This window comes from Bifidobacterium sp. KRGSERBCFTRI, from assembly GCF_025908335.1.
Window position 1 is genome coordinate 2,638,920 of the sequence record NZ_CP109653.1, and the last position, 22,951, is coordinate 2,661,870.

Genomic DNA, 22,951 nt, shown 5'->3' on the forward strand with positions numbered 1-22,951 from the left:
GTCAGACTTGTTCCGTTCGATATGACCGATTCGGGGCGATCAGTACAGGCCACCGGCTTCGGCGATCTTGACGGACTCAGGCCAAGCCTCGCCGCCCATTTCGACCGGCATCTGCGGCACGCTGACGCGCTTCTCGCCGATGCGCTCGGCGATGTAGTCGGCCACCTTGTCGAGGCTGACGCGCTCCTGCTGCATGGTGTCGCGTTCACGGATGGTGACGGCCTGGTCGTCGAGGGTGTCGAAGTCGACGGTGACGCACAGCGGGGTGCCGATCTCGTCCTCACGGCGGTAGCGACGGCCAATCGCGCCGGCCTCGTCGTAGTCGATCATCCACTCGTTCTGGCGCAGGTCGGCGGCGAGCTTCTGGGCCACGGACTGCAGGTCCGGCTTCTTGCTCAGCGGCAGCACGGCGGCCTTGACCGGAGCCAGACGCGGGTCGAGATGCAGCACGGTGCGCTTGTCCACACCGCCCTTGGTGTTCGGAGCCTCGTCCACGTCATAGGCGTCGACGAGGAAGCACATGAGGGAGCGGGTCAGGCCGGCGGCCGGCTCAATGACATACGGCACGTACTTTTCACCGGTGGCCTGGTTGAAGTAGCTCAGGTCCTCGCCGGAGTGCTCCGCGTGCGCGGACAGGTCGAAGTCGGTACGGTTGGCGATGCCTTCGAGCTCGCCCCAATCGGAGCCCTGGAAGCCGAACTTGTATTCGATGTCGACAGTGCGCTTCGAATAGTGGGCCAGCTTCTCCTTCGGATGCTCGTAGTGGCGCAGGTTCTCCGGCTTGACGCCGAGGTCGAGGTACCACTGGGTGCGGGCGTCGATCCAGTACTGGTGCCAGGCTTCGTCCTCGCCGGGCTTGACGAAGAACTCCATCTCCATCTGCTCGAACTCACGGGTACGGAAGATGAAGTTGCCTGGCGTGATCTCGTTACGGAAGGACTTGCCCATGTTGGCGATGCCGAACGGCGGCTTCTTGCGGGAAGAGGTCATCACGTTCTTGAAGTCCACGAAGATGCCCTGCGCGGTTTCCGGACGCAGATAGTGCAGGGAGTTCTCGTCCTCGACCGGGCCGAGGTGGGTGCGCAGCATCATGTTGAAGTCGCGCGGTTCGGTCCACTTGCCGCGGGTTCCGCAATCCGGGCACACGATGTCGGCCATGCCGTTCTCCGGCAGCTTGTCTCCATGCTTCTCGGCATAGGATTCCTCAAGCTTGTCGGAACGCTGGCGCTTGTGGCAGTTAAGGCATTCCACCAGCGGATCGTTGAAGACGGCCACGTGGCCAGAAGCCACCCACACGGGGGTCGGCAGGATGATGGAGGTGTCCACGCCCACCACGTCGCCACGGGTGACGACCATGGAGCGCCACCATTCGCGCTTGATATTGTCCTTCAACGCCACGCCGAGCGGACCGTAATCCCATGCGGAACGGGTTCCGCCGTAGATTTCACCGGCGGGAAAAACAAAGCCACGACGCTTGGCGAGGGATACGACTTCATCGAGTTTGGATACAGCCACAATGCACCTTCTGGATTGAATGGTTTGGGGTCTTTACAACCGCACAGCCTACCGTCACATGCTGACAGCCCAGCCGCCGTCCCGCATGCGCACGGGAGACCATGCGGCAAGCGATCGGAACGGCGGCAGACGATGCATTACACAAAGTAGGCTGGAGATATGCTGTACCACAACCCGAATTCGCGCGGCCGGCGAAATGTCTTGCGCATCGTGGGCGTGCTTGTCGTGCTTGCGGTCATCGCCAGCGTCGCCAATTTCCTCCGCACCACCACCAGCGACGCGGTCAGTAACGTCAAGCCGCAGATCGAAACGATGCAGGACATCCGGCAGACCGCGCAGGACAGCATCACGTTCGCGCAGAGCCTGGATGATCCGGATCAATTCGCCGCACACATCGAAACCGTGCAACAGTATATGGACGATTACGACCGGCTTGCCGACACCAAGCAGATCAAGTATCTGCTGTCGGACAATCCGCAGGAACGCATCATCGGGCTGTTGTACCGCGACCAGCAGCGCACCATCATCGACAGCATGCGTGTGGCGGCCCATAATCTCGACGCACAGACCAAGGAGCTGCTCAGCGCGGTCGACGCGGCCATGGCGGACGATTTCAGCCAGCATGCGGCGCAATGGCTGCTGCAGGTGGACGATCCGACGCAGGTGAACGAGCTCATCGACCGATACGGCAAACAGCGTGAGTATTCGTCGATGCGGGAAATGCTCACCGGACTGGAATCATTGCACAAGCTGCGCTCGGACGTGAAGCAGCAGGTCTCGTCCGCGGTCAGCAATCTGCACAGCGAGGAAGCCTCGGCGGCTGCGATCGCCGTACCTGAGCGCAACGGCGATCTCGATCCGGCCGGATGGTACACGCTCGCCACGAACGTGGTATCAACGATGGGCGTGCAGATCGAGCAGACCATGGAATTCAACTGCGGCGGCCAGTCAGGTGAGAATCCGAACGGATTCGTGGCGGCCTATTACTGCCAGATGCCCGACCGCACGCAGCGGGATGTCGTGCATATCCTCACCACGCACCCAGGTTGGACGCAGACCGCGCGAAGCCCTTGGCTGGTGGACATGGTCAAGCACGAGCTCTCGCACCGTTCGATCATGGTCTCCTGCGGCACCACCCAACCGACGATCGCGGCCGACCGCACCGAGGCGGTGACGAATTCCTATTCGGTGCTGTTTTTCGGGGCCGATCGCAACCGCATCGCCGACCAGCAGCAGGGCGTCGCCGAATACGCGATGGATGCGCACAGCGACCAGCTGGCCACAGCCATCCACGATGGCAATTGCGGGTGATGTGAGTCGGTTTCCGCTTGGCGACTATTGCACATCCTTGAATTCGATAGTCCAGTTCTTCGCGTCGTCGCCAAGCACATTGCGCACATACTGCTCTAGAATAGTCCACGCGCGAGCTTCGGCTTGGGCAAGCAACGCCGAATCGGTTTTCGCCTGCTTCAGCATGCTTTGCTGGGCCTTATCAAACATTTCCGTTTTCTCTTCGGCGGTAATCGAAGTGGCGAAACCAGTGCTCACCAGCGGTTTGCTGAACGACTTCTCATTTACGTCCGGATCATCCAACACGTGAGCTGGAGGCACGGTAATGATTACTTTATGACCGTTGGCATCTGGACTAATTGTTACTTTATCGGCATCAATACCGTACTTCACGATGCCACTGTATTCCATCCACATACGTTTGTAGCCATTATTGAAAAACCACGATCCCTCATGACTGAGCTTGGCCGTGTTGTGGTAATAACATTTTAATGTGGCCATCTGTGCGATATACGTGGCATTCGAGAAAGTTGGGATAGCTTCTTTCTTTTCCTCGCCGCACCCTACAGCAGAACATGCAAGCGTAGCAACACATAATGCGGCAATCGCACGTTTCATGGAACGATTATTCGTCAGCATGCGCGGTCTCCTTAGTGAGCTTTACGGTCTCGGCCTTCTGCAATTTGTATCCTTTTGCTTCCACGAGATCCTTGGTCAACGCATCCACAGTTTGTTCAAGATTGCTGGCAGCAATAGAAATAATGTCTCCGTTTGTCTTGGTTTCCTGTTGCGCATCCTGCTTGCAAAGCTTGATCACCTCATCAATTTCAACGGACGGATTGTTCTCGAAAAAGTCGAGGCTGCCGCTATCAACCACGACGTCCCCAATAGTCGGCTTCGGCAGAATCGGAGTGACGGTCTTCGCGGTATCGTCCACTTCGAACGTGATATCGCTCATCTTGACGCCAGCAGTCACCGTCGCCTCATATGCAACATGCCACTTGTCCTTACCAGCATTGTCTTTCTTTACAGCAACACCGCCATAATGGAATTTCGCGGTCGATAGATCGTCGATATTCACAGCCGCCTGCAACTGGCTTTCCACACTGATGGTAGATTCGGTCCTTGCATTGTCAAAAACAGGTTTAACGACACCGTTCCACACAAACAGGACAACTGCAACAGTGACAATTGCCGCAACAGCGCCAAACAACACCTTACGCAACTTTTTTGCACTGAGATCGCCGAACAACCTATCGCAAAGACCGCCCCGCCTCCTTCGACTCCCGTCATTTCTCGCCAACGCACATTCCTTTCACGGTTCTCTTCCGTCAACAATTCTATCCCCGCACGCAAATACATAGGGACGTCACAAACGTCTCAGGAAATAATACGGGGAAGCCCATCTCGTGGAATGATTATCGGAAATAATCCGATATTTGATGACGTTTCATCATAATGAAAATGCCCGCCATGTCTTCCTGCAAGGCAGGACAGCACACATACCACTTACTACTTCCACGCCGGCTTAAACATTCGGATGGGATACTCAAAAGAGCGTGGAAGAGGCGACCTGCTATTCAGCACACGAAATGCTGCAGCCGAACGTACAATGGTCGCCCCATGTCTTCGCTATTCGGCGATACCGTTTTTGGACTAAATCAGCCAATCGGTCACGTCCTTCTCGGAAACAGATTCCGAGAAACGGTGCCCGGTAAGCCATGTACCGCTGCCTGCCATTTTCTGGAGCGTGGATGCACTGTTGCCGATATCGGAGCTGGCGGAAGTGCAGAACGGAATGATCGTCTTACCTGCGAAATCGTTGGATTTGACGGAATCGTTCACCAGCCAAACAGGTGCCATCCACCAAATCGGGAAGCCCAGATACACAGTGCTGCCGGCACCGACCATGTCATGGACCGGAATCATTCGCGGCCGGCACGTTCCTTGACATAACCGACGAAGCGGTCGACCGCCTCAGGGGTGTCGTGGCGAAAGAACATGCTGGTCTTGGTGTCAAGGCCCGCGATGGTTGCCATCTCGCTGTCGGAGAGCCGGAAATCGAAAATGTTCAGGTTTTCTTCCATGCGCTCCTTGTGCGTGGACTTGGGCAGAGCAACGATGTCGCGCTGGGTGAGCCAACGCAGGATCACCTGCGCGACGGACTTGCCATGCGCCTCGCCGATCCTGGCCAGGGTGGGATTGGAGAACATGTTCTGCATGCCCTCCCCGAACGGAGCCCATGCTTCCTGAGCCACGCCCCGCTTGACCATGTTCTTGCGAGCTTCGATCTGCTGGTTGAGCGGATTAGTCTCGACCTGATCGACCATCGGGGCGATCTCATTGAAGGCGACCATATCGGCCAGACGATCCGGATAGAAGTTACTCACGCCGATGGCGCGGATCACGCCGTCCTTGTAGAGCTTTTCGAGTGCACGCCACGCGCCGTAGGTATCGGAAAACGGCTGGTGCAGTAACACCAGATCGAGATAGTCGGTGCCAAGCTTCTTCAAGGACACATCGACGGACCTCAGCGTGTTCTCATAGCCGTAATTGCTGATCCAGATCTTGGTAGTGAGGAACAGATCCTTACGATCGATACCGGAATCCTTGATTCCTTGGCCGACTTCGGCCTCGTTGAAGTACGACTGTGCGGTGTCGATATGGCGGTACCCGGTCTCGATGGCCTCGCGCACGCAGCGAGGAGCATCGTCCTTGCTGATCTGGAAGACGCCGTATCCGATCTTCGGAATCTCAATACCGTTGGCAAGTTTCACGTATTCCACTGTTTTTCCTTCCATAAATTCGTCGGTATTCAGTGCCGGCATGTATGCCGTTCTGACCCCCACGATAAAATCCGGTAGCTGCTACCGGTCAAATTACGGCACGCCGGTACTATCTACCGGTATTAATAACCGGAAATGTGACATGATAGGTACAAACAAAAAGAACAATGCGCCTCAAGCCCGACCCCATCCGGCGGCACCCGCCGAACGTCCTGCCGCGCAGCGTCCGAAAGGAGCCACGTATGGCAATCACGGCAGTGCCACTCCATAAGAACATGAAAACCTATACGATGAAGCAGGCCTGCAAACTAACCGGCATGAATTACGAAGCATTGAAGTTCTATTGCAATTCAGGACTCGTGCCCGGTCTCAAACGAGACCAGAACAACCGACGCGTCTTCGACGAGCGATGCATCGCATGGATCAACGGCCTGACATGCCTCAAACGCTGCGGTCTGGGCATCAAGGAGATGCGGCACTACACGCAACTCTGTCTTAAAGGTGAGTCATCGATACCGGAACGTCAGGAAATCCTTGCCGAAAAACGCGAGCATCTGGAGACGCAACTGGAGGAACTGCGTAAAGCCATCGCATACATCGATGAAAAACAGCGCTTCTACGCCGACGTGACTGCCGGCAGGACGGCATACTGCAGCAACGTCATCGACACGACGCAAAGCGACTGACTGCGTTCCGTAGGTGATTTTTGCGTTCCGTAGGCGGTCAGCTTCGAATCCGGACACGAGCAAACGCCTAATTCCAGGCATCTCGCCGATGCTTATCCGGCAGCAACCACCTACGGAAGCCCAAAATCACCTACGGAATCGCGCCTGTCAAGGGACGCAGATAGATTAACCACTGTTGTAAACATGCGGGGGTGCTTGATGTCCAAGTCCATCAAGCTGAGATAGGCATGAACGCCTGACCCTTTGAACCTGTTGGTTAGGACCAACGTAGGGAGCAGATCATGAGCGATGACCCATCCACCAATGACGCACTCGGCACATTGCGTGCCGCCATCAAACAAGCCGTCACGGACGTGCGCGGGCAGACACCATTGGCGCAGTCGTTCACCAATTTCGTAACCATCAATCTGGTGGCCAACGCGCAGCTCGCCGCGGGCGGCACCGCGGCCATGAGCTATCTGCCGGATGACGTGATCGCCACCGCCGAAATCGCAGGATCCAATTACATCAACGTGGGAACGTTGCTGCCGTTCTTCAAGAACGCGCTGCCCGAGATCGCGCGCAAGCTACATGAGAACGGCAAAACCTGGGTGCTCGATCCGGTCGCGGCCGGCATCGGCGAGACACGCACCGCCATCCTCGAATCGTTCCGTGACGTTCCGCCGACCATCGTGCGCGGCAACGCCAGCGAGATCATCGCGCTCGACGCGATGTGGGGACTCGCCGACGCCGACAGCACCACGCCCGCGACCCGTCCCGCCGGCGTGGAAGCCGTCGATGAGGTCGATGCCGCGGTCGACGCGGCCAAGCGTCTCGCCCGCCATCTGGCGAAGCGCTCCCCCGTTGGAGCAGGCGCGGTCGCGGTGTCCGGCGCGGTTGATCTGGTGACCGACGGCGAGCGCACGTTCCGCCTGCCCGGAGGCAGCGCGATGATGACGAAGATCACCGGCGCCGGCTGTTCGCTCGGCGGCGTGACCGCAACGTATCTTGCCGTGGCCGAGCCGCTGGTCGCCGCCCTTGCCGCGTCGCTGCTGTATGATCGTGCGTCCGAAATCGCCGAAGTCAAATCCGATGGCCCCGGTTCGTTCCAGGTGGCGCTGCTCGACGCGCTGTGGAACGTCACCGCCGACCAGGTGGCCGCGTCCGACATCATCGAAACCAACTGACCGCAACGTTCCGTGGATGGTTTCGCACCATCGCAATCGTATATACGGAATATATACGTTCAGTGCGGTGCGACGGAAAATAAACGGAAAATAACAAGACTTCTTCTGGAGCACTTACCCAAAGAACAACAAAGGGGAGACCAATGAATAATTATCCATTCGCCTCGATGCGCGACTGCTTTGATATGAGCGCGTATTTCGTGGTCGGTCCGCAGGATTGCAAGGGCCGGCCGGTGACGGATGTGGTGGATGACGCGTTGCGTGGGGGCGCGACGTTCATCCAATTGCGCGCCAAGAACGCGGATGCGAAGGATATCACCGAAATGGCCCGCGATATCGCGCAGGTCATCAAGAACAGCGGCAAGTCCGATTCCGTGGCGTTTGTGATCGACGACCGCGTGGATGTGGTGTGGCAGGCGCGCGACAAGGGCATCAAGGTGGATGGCGTGCATATCGGCCAGACCGATATGGAACCGCAGGAGGCTCGCGCGCTGCTCGGCGAGGATGCCATCGTGGGCCTGTCCGCCGAGACCGAAAGTCTGGTGAAGCTTATCAACGAGCTGCCGAGCGGCTGCATCGACTACATCGGCGCCGGCCCGCTACATGTGTCCACCACCAAGCCGGAGGCTTCCGTGGGCGGCAACGACGGTTCCGGGCACACGCTTGACGAGGAACAGATCAACGCGATTTGCGCGGCGAGCGAGTTCCCGGTAGTGGTCGGCGGCGGCGTACATGCCGACGATATGGAGATGCTGGCCCGTTCGAAGGCGGCCGGCTGGTTCGTGGTGTCCGCGATCGCCGGTGCCGACGATCCGGAAGCGGCCACCCGCGAAATGGTGACGCGCTGGAAGGCGGTGCGCGGCGACGCGAAGCACGGCTATGCGCCGCGTGTGAAGTAGTCCGTCGTACAGGAAATCGACAAGCCCGCTGAGATGAGCGAGAAGTTCCGCAAAGGTGGTTCTACACTGTATCAGTGAGCTCAGTGAAGATAATCAATGAATCAGTGAGCCTAATAAGGAGAGTTACCATGACCAGCACATTGCCACCGGTATTGAGCATCGCAGGATCGGATTCGTCCGGCGGTGCCGGCATTCAGGCGGATTTGAAGACCATGCTCGCCAACGGCGTGTTCGGCATGACCGCGATCGCGGCGCTGACCGCGCAGAACACCACCGGCGTGACGATGGTCACCAACACTCCCCCGGAAATGCTTGCGGCGCAGATCGACGCGGTGTTCGAAGACATTCCGCCGGTGGCGGTGAAGATTGGCATGGTGTCCAGCGCCGAGCTCATCACCGTGATCGCCGACCGTCTGACCGCGCACAACGCGAAGAACGTGGTGCTCGACCCGGTGATGGTGGCCACGTCCGGCGCGAAGCTCATCGAGGATGATGCCATCGCGGCGCTGACGTCCAAACTGTTCCCGCTGGCCACTGTGATCACGCCGAACATGCCGGAGACCCAGGTACTGTGCGACTTGGCCGTAGAGCAGGGTGCGGGCGCAATCGACTATGAGAACGGCGAATCCATCTCCACCGAGAACGACATGGTGACCGCAGGTCATCTGCTCGCCGGCCATTTCGGCTGCGCGGTGCTCGTCAAGGGCGGCCACGGCACGCATGACGCGAGTGACGTGCTTGTCGAGCCGGATGGCAAGATCACCTGGTTCCGTTCCCGTCGCATCAACAACCCGAACACGCACGGCACCGGCTGCACACTGTCTTCCGCCATCGCCAGCCATTTGGCTCTTGGCGAGGCGCTGCCGACGGCCGTCGACCATGCCAAGCTGTACCTGACCGGCGCTTTGGAAGCGCAGCTCGATCTTGGACATGGTTCCGGTCCGATGGACCACGCGTGGAAGTGGCGTTGAGCCAAGCCACGCGAACCACGGCAACCGTTGGAACAGTACAACAAGTAATCGCACGAAAACACACGAGACAACGCTGAGAAAGGTAATCATGACGCTCGATCGCAACGCAGAAAAGCAGGAAGTGCCCGTCAATCCGGAAACCGGCAAACCGTATATCAACACGCTTGCCGCAGTAGCCATCTCCCCCGCCGGCGCCAGCCCGGAGAAGTCCACGTACGTGGCGCAGGCCGTGGATGTGATCCGTGAATCCGGCCTGCCGAACGAGACGAACGCCATGTTCACCAACATCGAAGGAGACATCGACGATGTGCTCAAGGTGATCCGCGACGCTACCATGAAGCTCGCCGGCCAGGGATACCGCACCGACGTGGTGATCCGTCTCGACATCCGCCCCGGTTTCGAAGGACAGATCCACGCCAAGCAGGAACTGGTAAACGAGATTCTGTCGAAATAACCCCCTTTACAGTGGTGAAACGAAACCATTCCATGTAAAAAAGCGCGCTTTTTCTTGGCAAAAGCGCGCTTTTCGCGTTTATTTGGGTATAGTGTTGCGATTATGACGACAATGAAGGAAATCGCCGAACAAACGGGGGTATCCATCTCCACTGTATCCCTGGTGCTCAACGGACGCGACGAAGGCAGGGTAAATCCCGCGCTCGCCAAACTCGTACGCAACAAAGCGACCGAGCTCGGGTACAAGATCAATCCGTTGGCGCGAAGCCTGCGTACCAACAAAACCCGAATCCTCGGCTTCATCAGCGAGGAAGTTGCCACCACACCATACGCAGGCGGCATCATTCTGGGCGCGCAGGATGCGGCCAGTGCCTACGGCTACATGCTGTTCACAGTCAGCACCGACGGCAAGGCGAGCGAGGAGAACGAAATCGCCACGTTGAAACGATACGGCGTGGATGGATTCTTCTATTCGAAGATGTCGAACCGCATCGCGCATGTGCCTGAATCGTTGAGCGATTATCCCGTGGTGATGGTGGACGCCACCGATTATGAGAACAAGGTTCCCAGCGTCGAGCCCGACGAGTTCATGATCGCTATGACGCCACGATACGGTTGCTGCAGGCCGATTGCAAACGTATCGCGTACGTGGGTTGCGCGGAAAACATGATCGCGCAGGACGGTCGTCTTGCCGGCTACTGCACCGCGTTGCAGGAGGCCGGACGTGCGTTCAACCCATCGCTGGTATGCAACGTAATGAACGACGGTCCAGCTTTACGCGCCGTGAACAAGTTGTTCGACGACGAGCATCCGGACGGCTTCTTCTGCTTCAATGATGCGCGCGCCTGGTATGTGTACGAATGCGCGGCAAGAAGAGGGCTTACGGTAGGCAAGGATATTTCCGTGGTCGGCGTGGACAACCACCGCGTGTTCGCAGAGACACTTGAACCGCAGCTGACCACCGTCGAACTGCCACATTACGAAATGGGCTATTGGTCAGCCTGCAAGCTGATTTCCATGATTGAAGGCAAGGATGTGGATACCAGTTCATGTCCATCCGCCAGAGCTTCCCTGCCGCCGCTTGATGCGCCGATTCCGGCGAAGATCCACTGCGCATTGTTGGAAAAAGATTCCGTCATATCCTGATTTTTCTGTTTTTACAACGATTCAAATGCTTACGATTGTTCGCACAGCCATTTTCTATACATGAAAATTGTGCGTTTGTTCACGACACGCCGAATAAAGCAATCGTGCCAACAGTCCGCCAGCAGTTGATTCAGGCTTAATTTCAACTATCCGCAAATCCTTACAAACGTTTGACGTCAAACGATTGACGTCAAACGATTGACGAAGCAGTTGCAACATGCTATCTTGAAGCCATGTTCGCTTTTCGGCACGGCAGCTGAAATCAGAGCAGGCGCAAGCCAAAACAACATCGGAAGCGATCGCTGCCGCGCGGCAGCGGCAGCGCGAAGAGAAAAAGAGAATCAAAATGGCAAGCAAAACACGTTCTGTATGGAAGAATCCTTCCTATCTGCAGAGCTCCTTCGGCATTTTCATGTTCTTCTGTTCCTGGGGCATCTGGTGGTCCTTCTTCTCCCGCTGGCTCACTGACCCGACCCACGGTCTGGGCATGAGCTCCGCGGAACAGGGCCAGATCTACTCCATCAACTCCTTGGCCACCCTGGTCATCATGTTCGTTTACGGCACCATTCAGGACCAGCTGGGCATTAAGCGTAAGCTCGTGATCTTCATCTCTGCGGTCGCTGCATGCGTTGGCCCGTTCGTGCAGTTCGTGTACCAGCCGATGCTGACCGCCGGCGGCACCACCCGATTCATCGGCGTGCTTCTCGGCTCCATCGTGCTGTCCGCAGGCTTCATGGCCGGCTGCTCCCTGTTCGAAGCCATCACCGAACGTTACTCCCGTAAGTTCGGCTTCGAATACGGCCAGTCCCGCGCTTAGGGCTCCTTCGGCTACGCTGTCGTGGCACTGTGCGCAGGCTTCCTGTTCAACATCAACCCGCTGCTGAACTTCTGGGTTGGTTCCATCTGCGGCCCCAGCATGCTGTGCGTCTATGCTTTCTGGGTTCCGGCCGAGCAGAAGGAAGAACTCAAGAAGGAAGCTGATCCGAACGCAACTCCGACCAACCCGTCCTTCAAGGAAATGGTCTCCGTCCTGAAGATGCCGACCCTGTGGGTGCTCATCGTCTTCATGCTGTTCACCAACACCTTCTACACCGTGTTCGATCAGCAGATGTTCCCGAACTACTACGCCTCCCTCTTCCCGACCACCGAAATCGGCAACGCCACCTACGGCACCCTGAACTCCTTCCAGGTGTTCCTTGAGTCCGCCATGATGGGCGTCGTCCCGATCATCATGAAGAAGATCGGCGTGCGTAACTCCCTGCTGCTCGGCGCCACCGTGATGTTCGCCCGTATCGGTCTGTGCGGCGTGTTCCATGACCCGGTCTCCGTCTCCATCGTCAAGCTGTTCCACTCCATCGAGGTACCGCTGTTCTGCCTGCCGGCGTTCCGCTACTTCACCCTGCACTTCGACACGAAGCTGTCTGCCACCCTGTACATGGTTGGTTTCCAGATCGCTTCCCAGGTCGGCCAGGTGATTTTCTCCACCCCGATGGGTGCTCTGCATGATGCCATGGGCGACCGTCCGACCTTCTTCACCATCTCTGCCATCGTGTTTGCGGCTCTGGTCTACGGCTTCTTCGTCATCAAGAAGGATGATCAGGAAGTCGGCGGCGATCCGTTCTACACTGACAAGCAGCTCAAGGCCATGAAGGCCGCTGATGCGGAAGTGAAGGCCTGAGTCTCAGCCCGTACTAAGTCGGCGTACGGCGTCGATGGTGGTCGCAACCTACATCCCTTCTCCCGCGATCATCATCGGTACCGTACGCATCATAACAACAATCGTGGTGTCCGAAGCGTTTCCCTTTTTCCGCTTTGGGCACCATCTTCAAAAAGCTTTTTATCCAACAATTCATAACCCAGATTCAGAAAGGCATTCAACGATGACTGGCTTTACTCCGGACGCACCTGTCCTTCACGAAATCAAGAACCACAGCGAGGAACTCACCAAGGCAGAGGCCGGTGTCGCGGCCTTCGCAGCCAAGCGTAACAACCGCTGGTATCCGAAGTTCCACATCGCATCCAATGGCGGTTGGATCAACGATCCGAACGGCCTGTGCTTCTACAAGGGCCGTTGGCACGTCTTCTACCAGCTGCACCCGTATGGCACCCAGTGGGGTCCGATGCATTGGGGTCACGTCTCCTCCGCCGATATGGTCAATTGGAAGCGTGAGCCGATTATGTTCGCCCCGTCTCTGGAAGAAGAAAAGGACGGCGTCTTCTCTGGCTCCGCAGTGATCGGCGACGATGGCAAGCTCAAGTTCTACTACACCGGCCACCGTTGGGCCAACGGCAAGGACAACACCGGCGGCGACTGGCAGGTACAGATGCTCGCCGAACCAGACAACGATGAGCTGACCAGCGCCACTAAGCGCGGTATGGTCATTGATTGCCCGACCGACAAGGTGAACCACCACTACCGCGACCCGAAGGTCTGGAAGACCGGCGACAAGTGGTACATGACCTTCGGTGTCTCCTCTGCCGAGAAGCGCGGCCAGATGTGGCTGTTCTCCTCCGACGACATGGTCAAGTGGACCTATGAGCAGGTGCTGTTCGAGCATCCGGATTCGAACGTGTTTATGCTTGAGTGCCCGGACTTCTTCCCGATCAAGGACGTCGAAGGCAACGAGAAGTGGGTTATCGGCTTCTCCGCCATGGGTGCCAAGCCGTCCGGCTTCATGAACCGCAACGTCAACAACGCCGGCTACATGATCGGCACTTGGACTCCGGGTGAGCAGTTCAAGCCGGAAACCGAGTTCCGTCTGTGGGATTGCGGCCACAATTACTACGCGCCGCAGTCGTTCAACGACGGCAAGCGTCAGATCGTCTACGGTTGGATGAGCCCGTTCGTCGAGCCGATTCCGATGCAGGACGACGGCTGGTGCGGCAACCTCACCCTGCCGCGTGAGATCACGCTGGGCGCCGACGGCGACCTGCACACCGCGCCGGTGGCCGAAATGGAAGGCCTGCGCGAGGATACCGTCGATTTCGGTGCGATCGATCTGGACGTCAGCGGCGAGAAGACCATTGTGGACGATGCCGAAGCCGTGGAAATCGAAATGACCATCGACCTGGCCAACTCCACCGCCGAGCGTGCCGGCCTGCGTGTCCACGCCACCGAGGATGGCGCCTACACGTCCGTTGCGTATGACGATCAGATCGGCCGCGTGGTGGTCGACCGTCAGGCCAACGCTCAGGGCGATCGCGGCTACCGTACGGCACCGCTGTCCGAAGCCGAACTTGCCGCCGGCGAACTCAAGCTGCGCGTGTACGTGGACCGTGGCTGCGTGGAGGTGTACGTCAACGACGGCCGTCAGGTGCTCAGCTCGTACAGCTACGCGTCCGAAGGTCCGCGCGCCATCAAGCTCGTGGCCGAATCCGGCACGCTCAAGGTCAAGTCCCTGGTGCTTCACCACATGAAGTCCATCGGACTGGAATGATAGACGTCTGTCATGGTTGACAGGCAAACGACCATAAGGCAGTAGCAAGGGGTATATGGGAAGGCCTCCGCATCGGAAGGGTGCGGAGGCCTTTCTATATCTGTCTCTCTATATCTAAAGTGATATCTGGGATGGTATCCAACGCACGTTATCTCTCGTTACTGCCGTACTTGCTGTGCGGGTTTGCCTACGTTCCGCCCCACCGTCTATACTGGCGAGCCGGTAACAATCTTTTCTGGCCGATTGGCGGGCAGGCTCCTCACCTTACTGATTTCCCGCAGTCGGTCACGTGCGCGTCCACTTTGACGCAGAAAGCAAGGTGAACGATGGCGGAATCGCACGTTCAACACAAACTACTCGGTATGGCGAAGCGTCGTATTCCAACGCTGATCGCCGTCATCACACTGCTTGTCGTATGGGAGGCATGGGTGCGATTGGGGCACGTGCCATCCACGATGATCGCCGCCCCCAGCGAAATCGCGCAGGCAACCGTCGAAACCTGGCCCACACTATGGCCGGCGACGCAGGTCACGCTACTGGAAGGCACCGTCGGATTCCTGCTGGCCGTGGCATGCGGCATCTTGATCGGGATTCTGCTGTATTGCTCCCGTGTTGCGAACGCCGCACTGTTCCCACTGCTGTCTGCCGCGCAGACGATGCCGTTGATTTCGATCGCACCGCTGTTTCTGATCTGGTTCGGTTTCGAAGTTTCCGGCAAAATCGTGATTGTGGCCGTATTCGGCTTGTTTCCGATCGCCGTGCAGACGGTTCGCGGGCTTGAGGCGGTGCCGCAGTTCTATTCCGATGTGGCGTTGACATGCGGCGCGACCCGCGCATGGACGCTGTGGCATGTGAAGCTTCGCGTCGCCGCACGGCAGATTTACGGCGGCATCCGCGTATCCGCCGCATACATCTTCGCCACCGCCACCACTGCCGAGTATCTGGGTGCGCGCAAGGGCCTCGGCATCTGGCTGCAGGCGGCTTACAATTCGTTCCGCACGCCGCTGATCTTCTCGGCCACGCTGGTCATCATCGTCATCACCGGCATACTCATGTGCCTCGTGAATCTCAGCGAACGCCTGCTGCTCGGCCCAGCCGACGCGGACGCCGATCCGGACGCGGACCAGTGAAAACGCAACAATCACCATTGCGGCCCTCATCATCGTCATGCACACCCGTATAATGGGACTCGCTGTTTAGCCAATGTGTGGCAAACCGGCAATGTTCCACAGCTTCGGCGTCAAACGGTCAACCGGGCGGCGGCAGGCATCATAAGGAACGTCGGGGGCATTGGACGAGCGGGGGCCTTAGCCCTTCGTATCGTTTTCTGCCCGAACCCCGCCCGCAGCGTCATCCCTAGAAAACGGTAGAGAAGCAAGATTCAAGGGAAATCGCAAGGTATGAAGAAGACCATCTTCAGCAAAGCAATCGCAATCCTCGGCTCGATCGCCATGCTCGTCGGCGTGGCCGCATGCGGGCAAAGCAACGACTCCACGAAAACCGCGGCGGACGGCAACGGCCTCACCAAGGTGACGTTCATGCTTTCGTGGGCGCCCGACACCAACCATATCGGCGTGTATGTGGCGAAGAACAAAGGCTATTTCAAGCAGGCCGGTCTTGACGTGGACATCGTGGCGGTGGCGCAGGCCGGCGCGGAGCAGGCCGTGAACAACGGCATGGCGGATTTCGCGCTGTCCAACCTCACCAACGTGGGCATTTACACGCTTAAGGGCGCGAAAATCAAACAGGTCATGCAGGTGCAGCAGAAGCCGAGCGCCATCTGGTGTTCGCTCGCGTCGAACAAGGACATCAAGTCCCCGAAGGATTTCGACGGCAAGACCTTCGCCACGTTCGGCTCCAACGAATCCGACGCGGTGATCCGCCGCATGATTCAGACCGACGGCGGCAAGGGCACGTTCGACAAGGTGACCGTCGGCACGTCCACCTTCCAGACGCTGTCCAGTGGCAAAGCCGATTTCGGTGGCTTCTACGCCACGTGGGAGGGCGTGCAGGCCGACATGTACGGCCCGAAGCTCAACTGCTTCAGCGAGCCTGATTACGGCGTGCCGGGCAACGCCGACGCCATCGGCATCATCACCAACACCAAGACCATCTCGTCCAATCCGAATCTGGTGCGAAAGTTCGTGCAGGCCACCAAGAAGGGTTATGAGTACGCCTACGCGCATCCTGGCGATGCCGCCGGAATCCTCGTCAAGGAGGCTCCGGACGCGAATCTGAAGCCGGCTTTCGTCAAGAAGAGCATGAAGACCATCGTGGACGGTCAATATTGGGGCGATCCGGCCAAAATCAAGGACGGCTCGTTTACTTTCGGTACCAACGATCTGAAGGGCACGCAGGAATATTTCGACTTCCTTGCCAAAGCCGACACGTATACCGATTCGCATGGCAAGGTGATTCACCAGGCTCCGCAGTCGAAGGATCTCGCCACCGACGAATTCCTGAAGTAGCGGATTTTGAAATAACAGCTTTCTTAAGAAACGAATCCTGCTTAAGAAAGCGAATATTGAAATAACGGATTCCCCTAAGAGAAAGACCGGCCGATGACGCTCACACCCTCCGGCAAACGCAAGATGATTCTCGATGTCGACACCGGCATCGACGATGCGCTGGCTTTGGCGTATCTCGTCTCGTTTGACGACGTCGAGATACTGGGCGTCATCGGCACCTATGGCAACGTTTCGACTGACACCGCCGTACGCAACACGGCTTATGTACTGGAACGGTTGGGGTTCCGGGACGTTCCGGTGATGTGCGGCTCGACGCGCCCCTCCTGGGCGGCCGCGTTCATTCCCGACGCCGGCTGCGCGCAGTTCCACGGCACGGATGGATTGGGCGGATTCGGCCCGTCCGCTGATTGTGCCGTCGGACGGCATACGTCTGTTTGTGACGATTCGAACATCCAGACACTCAATCCGGCACCCAATGTGTCCGATTCGTCAGGATTGGATGTTCGAGCGATGCGCGGGCTGATTTCCGTTGGCGGATATGACGTGCACGACCTTCACGCCAATCCCGCAGCCGACTCGTTTTCGCTTTCGTTTACTGTCCGCGATGCCGGCGGCGACAACGATTGTGAGGACCGTTCCCACTCCCCTGTCGCTCTGCCGGACGGCGTTCGATTCCTCATCGACGCGGTTCGCTTCTACGGTAGTGACGTCACGGTGGTGGCGACCGGCCCGCTGACCGACGTCGATGCGGCGCTTGCCGCGGCACCGGATATCACTAGCCGGCTCCGGCTGGTAATGATGGGGGGAACGCTGACGCAGGAAGGCAACTGTTGGGATGCGACCGCCGAAACGAACATCATCCAGGATCCGGAGGCCGCCGACCGCGTGTTCCATTCCGGTGCGGATGTGACGATGGCCGGACTGGACGTGACGCATCAGTGCCTGTTGGGGTCCGACGCGACCGTACAGTGGCGTCAGGCCGCATCGCAATCGCAGGATGGCGACGTGCGGACGTTCCTTGCCGATATCGCCGACTTTTCCATCGCGGCCAATTTCGCCGCAGACCCCCGACTATTCGCAGCCGGCATGCCATTGCACGATCCGCTCGCCGCAGCCGTAGCGGTGGATCCGAGTTTGGTGGAATGTTTCGATCTGCCGATGAAGGTCGAAACGGAGACAGGCGATTTTCATGGCACGCGCGGCCGCACCATCGGCGATCCGGCCGGAATGATTGACCCGTCGGCGCCACGCGTGCATGTGGCGCTCACCGTGGATCATGATCGTTTCGTGGCTGATTTCACGTGGCGAATCGCGCAACTGGCAGGCGATTAAAAGCCGTTTTAGGAGCGGAAAAGAAAAAGACCCCCGCGGGGGTCTTTTTCTTATTTCTTCACGTCCTGCAATTATTGACGGCCTACGGCCGGCTCAACATTACCCTCGCGGCATAGCCGCTCGGGCGTGAAGCTGGAACAGCCCACCGGGCTGTTCCTTATCGCTTCACGCCTCCAAAGCGACGATCGCGGTGAATATAGTGGTCGATGGAGCGCCACAGCACATCACGGCCGCAATCCGGGAACAGTTCCGGCACGAAGTCGAGTTCCGCGTAGGCGGCTTCCCACGGCAGGAAGTTGGACGTGCGCTGCTCGCCGGACGTGCGGATCACCAGATCGCAATCGGGAATATCCGGGTTGTACAGGTGCTCGGCGATCATCTTCTCCGTCACACGATCGCCGGAGATCTTGCCGTCACGCACCTCACGTGCGATGGCCGCGCAGGCGTCCGCGATTTCGGCGCGGCCACCGTAGTTCAGGCAGAACACCACGTCGATGGTCTTGTTGTTCTTGGTTTTCTCCTGCGCCACTTCCAGCTCGTCGATGACGGATTTCCACAGCTTCGGACGGCGGCCGGACCAGCGCACGCGCACGCCCCACTCGTTCATCTGATCGACACGACGGTGGATGATGTCACGCGAGAAGCCCATAAGGAAACGCACTTCCTGCGGCGAACGCTTCCAATTCTCCGTGGAGAACGTGTACAGAGACAGGTAGCGCACGCCCGCTTCGATGGCGCCGGCGATGGTGTCGAACACCACCGGTTCGGCCGCCTGATGGCCGTCGGTGCGGATGAGTCCGCGCTGCTGGGCCCAACGGCCGTTGCCGTCCATGATCACGCCGACGTGGCGCGGAACCTTGTTCTTTGGAAAATCGGGAATGATCGACGGGTCGGAAAACGGTGCCGCCGGAATGTCAAGGGATTTGTAATCCACGTTCTCAAAAGCCATACCCGCTAATCTAGCAAGCGCATGGAACGAATCGGCCGTTCCAAATAGTATTCGCCCCATTCTTCCACTATTTGGTGGGTTTCCCGTTGAATCGACGCGGACGCCGGAACACCGTCCAGCTCCCCCCAATCGCCATCGACAAGCGCCGAAAGCCGGCAAATCGCATCCCACGACACCGCTTCCGATTCGGGGGTATGGTCGGCGGCGCACATCAGGCCGCCGGCGGGAATCGAAAAATACCAGGACAGCGCAGACGAAATCGGCTCGCCGCACACCACGCAGACGCGCAGACGGGGTGTCCAACCAGCGATCGCCAGTGCGCGCAGCACGTACGAATCGCCAATCGTGGACGGCTCGTGCGCATGTTTGGCAAGCGCGTTCAACGCGCCCAATACCAGCCGGTATTGTGCGACCGCAGGCTCCTTTTCCGTGGCGACCAGCTTGTCGGCGGTTTCGCAGATCACGTTCGCCGCCGTATACGCTTGAAAATCGGCGCAAATCGGCCCTGCATACGCGGCGATCGATTCGGCTTGGGACACGACGTCGAGCGAACGACCTTCCGCAATGAGCAGCGCCACGCGCATGAACGGTTCGAGTCGGCCTCCGAAACGCGATTTGGTACGGCGCACGCCTTTCGCGACGGCGCGTACTTTGCCATGGTCACGTGTGAGCAAGGTGAGTATGCGGTCGGCTTCGCCGAGTTTGGCGGTGCGCAGCACCACGCCTTCGTCTTGATACAGCGGCATCGCACCTCCTTTTCTTGCCGTTCATCGCATCCTGTTATGCATACGCTCGCCGCACGTGCGCGTTCCGAAATACATTCGCCCCGTCAGTAGATGAACAGCCCCCAGAACGCGAACACCAGCAATACGCAGAACATGGCGGCCACGGTCAGCCAGAACATCACGCGTCCGAACCGCGTGGAAGCCAGCACCGGCTGCCGTCCGCTGACGATTTCGCCGATAGCACCCTTACGTGGCGGCCACTGCGCGATGCCTCGATGGGTTGCCTCTTCGATCAGCCGCATGAACACGCGGGACCATGCCCACACCACGGCGACGCACACGATCTGGATCACCGGCCAGCTCCAATACATCACGCCCGGATTCTCCACTGGGGCACTGCCCCATGCCAGTTTGACCACACCCATGATCACATCGCCAAGGCCGGCGCAGAACAGCACGAACGTGGCCATAGTGGCGATAGTCAACGTGACCAGCGAGTTTTTGAACCCTTGCGCAAGCCCCAGCCGATACCGTCGTCCGTGGGCACGCGCCCAGATCTTACGCATCAGCACGGCGAGCCACAGCACGCCTGCGGCAAGCAGCAGCACCAGCATGCTGGCATGCAACGCGACCAGGTAGATGGTCAGGCCGCGATTGGCTTTGAGGTCCAATGGCACTGCGATTGACTGGTACATTCTGGTGCCGGCCACGCGTTCGCTGGTCTGTTTGAGTCCGTGCGTGGTGCCGACGGCCCAGTCGACCACATCGTCCACGTACGCGTCGGCGAACGGGGTTCCGGAATTGGCTTCGTCGCCGAGCCTCAGCACATGGTTGGCGATGGGGTACGTGCGTATGGTGACGTCCCAGTTGCCGGCCTGGTGAGCCAGATCGACGATTTTCTCCGTGCCTTCCACCTGCGCGGTCATGACGTCTTTCGTGCCATACGCCACCAATGTCGGAATGGCATACGCTTTCGGCGTCAACGTGTCGATGTCGAGGTTGGTGAGTCCGAACAGGGACGCGTCGATATTGAATACGCGGCGGACGATCGACTGGTAGCCGTCATGCGCGCCGACGAGCGCGAAGTCCTGTGCGGCGAGGAAGCCCAGCGAATACCGCGGCTCGTAGACCATCGGACTGAGCAGCACCTGAAAAGCGACGTCCGGATCGCGCTGCAGCAGATACGATGAGATCCATGTGCTTTCGGAAGTGGCGTAGATGCCCACTTTGGAGGCGTCCACCGTATCCATTTTCCGCAGGAGGTTGATGACCTGGTCGTAGATGGCGGCGGAACCCGGGTAGTCGCGATTGGCGTCGTTGGTGGACCAGACCGGCTTGTCAAGCACCGCCGTCACGAATCCCGCCGAAGACAGGTCGGAGGCCATGTCGCCGAAGGAATTGTCGCAGGTGCCATAGCCGGCGCCGTGCATGAAAACCACACCGGGACGTCCGTTCCCAGCCCCTTTCGGTTTGCGGATCAGCACTTTGATGTTCTGTATCTCACCGGTGGAAGGCCGTTTCGCTTTGATGGTGACGTACCGTTTCGCCACCTCGTAATCGCCTTTTTTCGCCAGTTTTTCGCCGGATGGATTGGCGAAGGTCACGGCGGTGTTGGCGTCAAGCGTTTCGATGGTCTGCTCGGTCGGCTCGTAGTTCCATGTGGATGCCGTCAGATTGGCCACGGACACCAGAATGCCCAGCAGCATGATGAAAATAGGCAGGTTGACCATGAGTCGCCGTCCGCGCGTCCACGGTTGATGTTGCGGTTGCGGACGCGCGGGCGATGAAGCCGATTCTTGCCGTAATGATTGGCTGGCGGCTGATGATTGACGTTCCTGCTCTGACACGCCGCTCATTCTACCGGCCTTTGCTGAGAAGCCTGCGATTGCATGCTACCGACGGCACGCTGGAACATGGCTTTCAGCAGTTGCCGTTTTGCGTCACCGGCACGACCACCGGACCGGTGGCGGTGGCAGGCAACTGACCGTCGGTCTCCATCTGCGCGGCGATCTCCTGCGCCTTGGCGAGCAGGGTTTCCACGATCTGGTCTTCCGGCACGGTCTGGATGACCTTGCCCTTGATGAAAATCTGCCCCTTGCCGTTGCCGGAGGCCACGCCCAAATCGGCTTCGCGAGCCTCGCCCGGACCGTTGACGATGCAGCCCATGACGGCCACGCGAATCGGCGCGGTCACGTCCTTCAACCCTTCGGTCACCGCGTTGGCCAGCTGAATCACATCCACCTGGGAACGGCCGCAGGACGGGCAGGAGATGATGTCGAACTTACGCGGGCGCAATCCCATGTATTCCAGCAGCTTGCAGCCCACCTTCACTTCCTCCACGGGAGGCGCGGACAGTGAAACGCGGATCGTATCGCCGATGCCTTCGGCCAGCAGCGCGCCGAAGGCCAGGCAGCTTTTGATTGTGCCTTGCCAGGTCGGGCCGGCTTCGGTGACGCCCAAATGCAGCGGCCAATCGCCCTTGGAAGCCAACAAACGGTACGTCTGCACCATGGTGACCACATCATGGTGCTTGACGGAAATCTTGAAATCGTGGAAGCCGACGTCTTCGAACATGCGCGCTTCCTTCATCGCGGACGCCACCAGCGCCTCCGGTGTCGGGCCGCCGTATTTGGCGTACAGCTCTTTATCGAGCGAACCGGCGTTCACGCCGATGCGCAGGGAAATGCCCGCATCCGTGGCGGCCTTGCAGATCGAAGGGCCGACCTCGTCGAATTTGCGAATGTTGCCGGGGTTCACGCGCACGGCCGCGCAGCCGGCGTCAATGGCCTGGAACACGTACTTGCTTTGGAAGTGGATGTCGGCAATCACCGGAATCGGCGATTTTTTGACGATTTCCGGCAATGCGTCGGCATCATCCTGGCTTGGCACGGCCACACGCACGATATCGCAGCCGGCCGCGGTCAGTTCCGCGATCTGCTGCAGGGTGGCCGGTACGTCAGCCGTCAGCGTATTGGTCATGGATTGCACTGAAATCGGCGCTCCCCCGCCGACCGGCACCGGGCCGACCATGATGCGGCGGGACTTGCGGCGCGGATGCAGCGGGCTTTCGCTGATGGCCGCGTCACCGGTTTTGCGGAACGGTTTTTCGATTTCTGGCATACGTGATC

Annotated in this window: 18 protein-coding genes, 3 pseudogenes and 1 riboswitch; of the genes and pseudogenes, 12 read left to right on the top strand and 9 right to left on the bottom strand. The window is 58.8% G+C overall.

The genetic code is table 11. The features are described 5' to 3' along the window. Window positions 1–39: 39 nt before the first annotated feature. On the bottom strand, window positions 40–1,515 hold the full coding sequence (locus OGI63_RS11425; RefSeq protein WP_011743472.1) for a glycine--tRNA ligase: 1,476 nt from the start codon (window positions 1,513–1,515) through the stop codon (window positions 40–42). Window positions 1,516–1,674: 159 nt separating this feature from the next. Here OGI63_RS11425 and OGI63_RS11430 point away from each other — a divergent pair, with 159 nt between their 5' ends. Next, the gene (locus OGI63_RS11430; RefSeq protein WP_011743473.1) at window positions 1,675–2,826 is read left to right on the top strand and encodes a hypothetical protein; all 1,152 of its coding nucleotides are present in this window, start codon (window positions 1,675–1,677) and stop codon (window positions 2,824–2,826) included. 24 nt (window positions 2,827–2,850) lie between these two features. Here the strand turns inward: OGI63_RS11430 and OGI63_RS11435 are convergent, their stop codons facing one another. The 4 genes from OGI63_RS11435 to OGI63_RS11450 form a co-directional block, all read right to left on the bottom strand. Continuing rightward, the gene (locus OGI63_RS11435) at window positions 2,851–3,444 is read right to left on the bottom strand and encodes a DUF4230 domain-containing protein (protein ID WP_229060142.1); all 594 of its coding nucleotides are present in this window, start codon (window positions 3,442–3,444) and stop codon (window positions 2,851–2,853) included. After that, window positions 3,431–4,108: a DUF4230 domain-containing protein gene (locus OGI63_RS11440; protein ID WP_227561621.1), complete on the bottom strand. Its 678-nt coding sequence runs from the start codon at window positions 4,106–4,108 to the stop codon at window positions 3,431–3,433. The genes OGI63_RS11435 and OGI63_RS11440 overlap by 14 nt, the downstream gene beginning before the upstream one ends. A gap of 353 nt (window positions 4,109–4,461) precedes the next feature. After that, window positions 4,462–4,734 carry a flavodoxin gene (locus OGI63_RS11445; RefSeq protein ID WP_021913383.1) on the bottom strand — a complete coding sequence of 91 codons (273 nt, stop codon included), beginning with the start codon at window positions 4,732–4,734 and terminating at the stop codon, window positions 4,462–4,464. Then, window positions 4,731–5,606: an aldo/keto reductase gene (locus OGI63_RS11450; protein WP_011743476.1), complete on the bottom strand. Its 876-nt coding sequence runs from the start codon at window positions 5,604–5,606 to the stop codon at window positions 4,731–4,733. The genes OGI63_RS11445 and OGI63_RS11450 overlap by 4 nt, the downstream gene beginning before the upstream one ends. A 227-nt stretch (window positions 5,607–5,833) precedes the next feature. On the opposite strand from OGI63_RS11450, the gene OGI63_RS11455 reads away from it, so the two are divergent. From OGI63_RS11455 to OGI63_RS11505, 11 genes and pseudogenes are all read left to right on the top strand, one after another. Continuing rightward, the gene (locus tag OGI63_RS11455) at window positions 5,834–6,277 is read left to right on the top strand and encodes a MerR family transcriptional regulator (protein WP_041777361.1); all 444 of its coding nucleotides are present in this window, start codon (window positions 5,834–5,836) and stop codon (window positions 6,275–6,277) included. 177 nt (window positions 6,278–6,454) lie between these two features. Continuing rightward, window positions 6,455–6,568, top strand: a riboswitch (TPP riboswitch). Beyond that, a complete protein-coding gene (locus OGI63_RS11460) occupies window positions 6,559–7,443 on the top strand; it encodes a hydroxyethylthiazole kinase (protein ID WP_011743478.1) in 885 nt (294 codons plus the stop codon). It overlaps the preceding riboswitch by 10 nt. 143 nt (window positions 7,444–7,586) lie before the next feature. Then, a pseudogene (locus OGI63_RS11465) lies at window positions 7,587–8,336 on the top strand (thiamine phosphate synthase); the annotation flags it as partial. 134 nt (window positions 8,337–8,470) lie between these two features. Next, window positions 8,471–9,313, top strand: a complete 843-nt coding sequence (gene thiD, locus OGI63_RS11470; RefSeq protein WP_003810900.1) for a bifunctional hydroxymethylpyrimidine kinase/phosphomethylpyrimidine kinase — start codon at window positions 8,471–8,473, stop codon at window positions 9,311–9,313. An 88-nt stretch (window positions 9,314–9,401) separates the two neighbouring features. Further along, on the top strand, window positions 9,402–9,767 hold the full coding sequence (locus OGI63_RS11475; RefSeq protein ID WP_003810902.1) for an MTH1187 family thiamine-binding protein: 366 nt from the start codon (window positions 9,402–9,404) through the stop codon (window positions 9,765–9,767). A gap of 102 nt (window positions 9,768–9,869) precedes the next feature. Beyond that, window positions 9,870–10,912, top strand: a pseudogene (locus OGI63_RS11480) (LacI family DNA-binding transcriptional regulator). 298 nt (window positions 10,913–11,210) lie between these two features. Beyond that, window positions 11,211–12,590: pseudogene (locus OGI63_RS11485) on the top strand (MFS transporter). Window positions 12,591–12,792: 202 nt separating this feature from the next. Then, window positions 12,793–14,349 carry a glycoside hydrolase family 32 protein gene (locus OGI63_RS11490; protein ID WP_011743482.1) on the top strand — a complete coding sequence of 519 codons (1,557 nt, stop codon included), beginning with the start codon at window positions 12,793–12,795 and terminating at the stop codon, window positions 14,347–14,349. Between the two features lie 326 nt (window positions 14,350–14,675). Beyond that, window positions 14,676–15,479, top strand: coding sequence for an ABC transporter permease (locus OGI63_RS11495; protein WP_011743483.1), 804 nt, complete (start codon window positions 14,676–14,678; stop codon window positions 15,477–15,479). Between the two features lie 270 nt (window positions 15,480–15,749). Further along, window positions 15,750–16,817: an ABC transporter substrate-binding protein gene (locus OGI63_RS11500; protein ID WP_011743484.1), complete on the top strand. Its 1,068-nt coding sequence runs from the start codon at window positions 15,750–15,752 to the stop codon at window positions 16,815–16,817. A gap of 93 nt (window positions 16,818–16,910) precedes the next feature. Next, window positions 16,911–18,149, top strand: coding sequence for a nucleoside hydrolase (locus OGI63_RS11505; RefSeq protein ID WP_011743485.1), 1,239 nt, complete (start codon window positions 16,911–16,913; stop codon window positions 18,147–18,149). 157 nt (window positions 18,150–18,306) lie between these two features. On the opposite strand, the gene OGI63_RS11510 is transcribed toward OGI63_RS11505, so the two are convergent. The 4 genes from OGI63_RS11510 to ispG form a co-directional block, all read right to left on the bottom strand. Then, entirely contained in the window at window positions 18,307–19,098 is a 792-nt protein-coding gene (locus OGI63_RS11510; RefSeq protein ID WP_003810914.1) for an isoprenyl transferase, read from the bottom strand. A gap of 5 nt (window positions 19,099–19,103) precedes the next feature. Beyond that, a complete protein-coding gene (recO, locus tag OGI63_RS11515) occupies window positions 19,104–19,844 on the bottom strand; it encodes a DNA repair protein RecO (protein ID WP_011743486.1) in 741 nt (246 codons plus the stop codon). 83 nt (window positions 19,845–19,927) lie between these two features. After that, window positions 19,928–21,553: an alpha/beta hydrolase family protein gene (locus tag OGI63_RS11520; RefSeq protein WP_003810918.1), complete on the bottom strand. Its 1,626-nt coding sequence runs from the start codon at window positions 21,551–21,553 to the stop codon at window positions 19,928–19,930. A gap of 190 nt (window positions 21,554–21,743) precedes the next feature. Further along, the gene (gene ispG / locus OGI63_RS11525) at window positions 21,744–22,943 is read right to left on the bottom strand and encodes a flavodoxin-dependent (E)-4-hydroxy-3-methylbut-2-enyl-diphosphate synthase (RefSeq protein ID WP_011743488.1); all 1,200 of its coding nucleotides are present in this window, start codon (window positions 22,941–22,943) and stop codon (window positions 21,744–21,746) included. Between the last annotated feature and the right edge of the window lie 8 nt (window positions 22,944–22,951).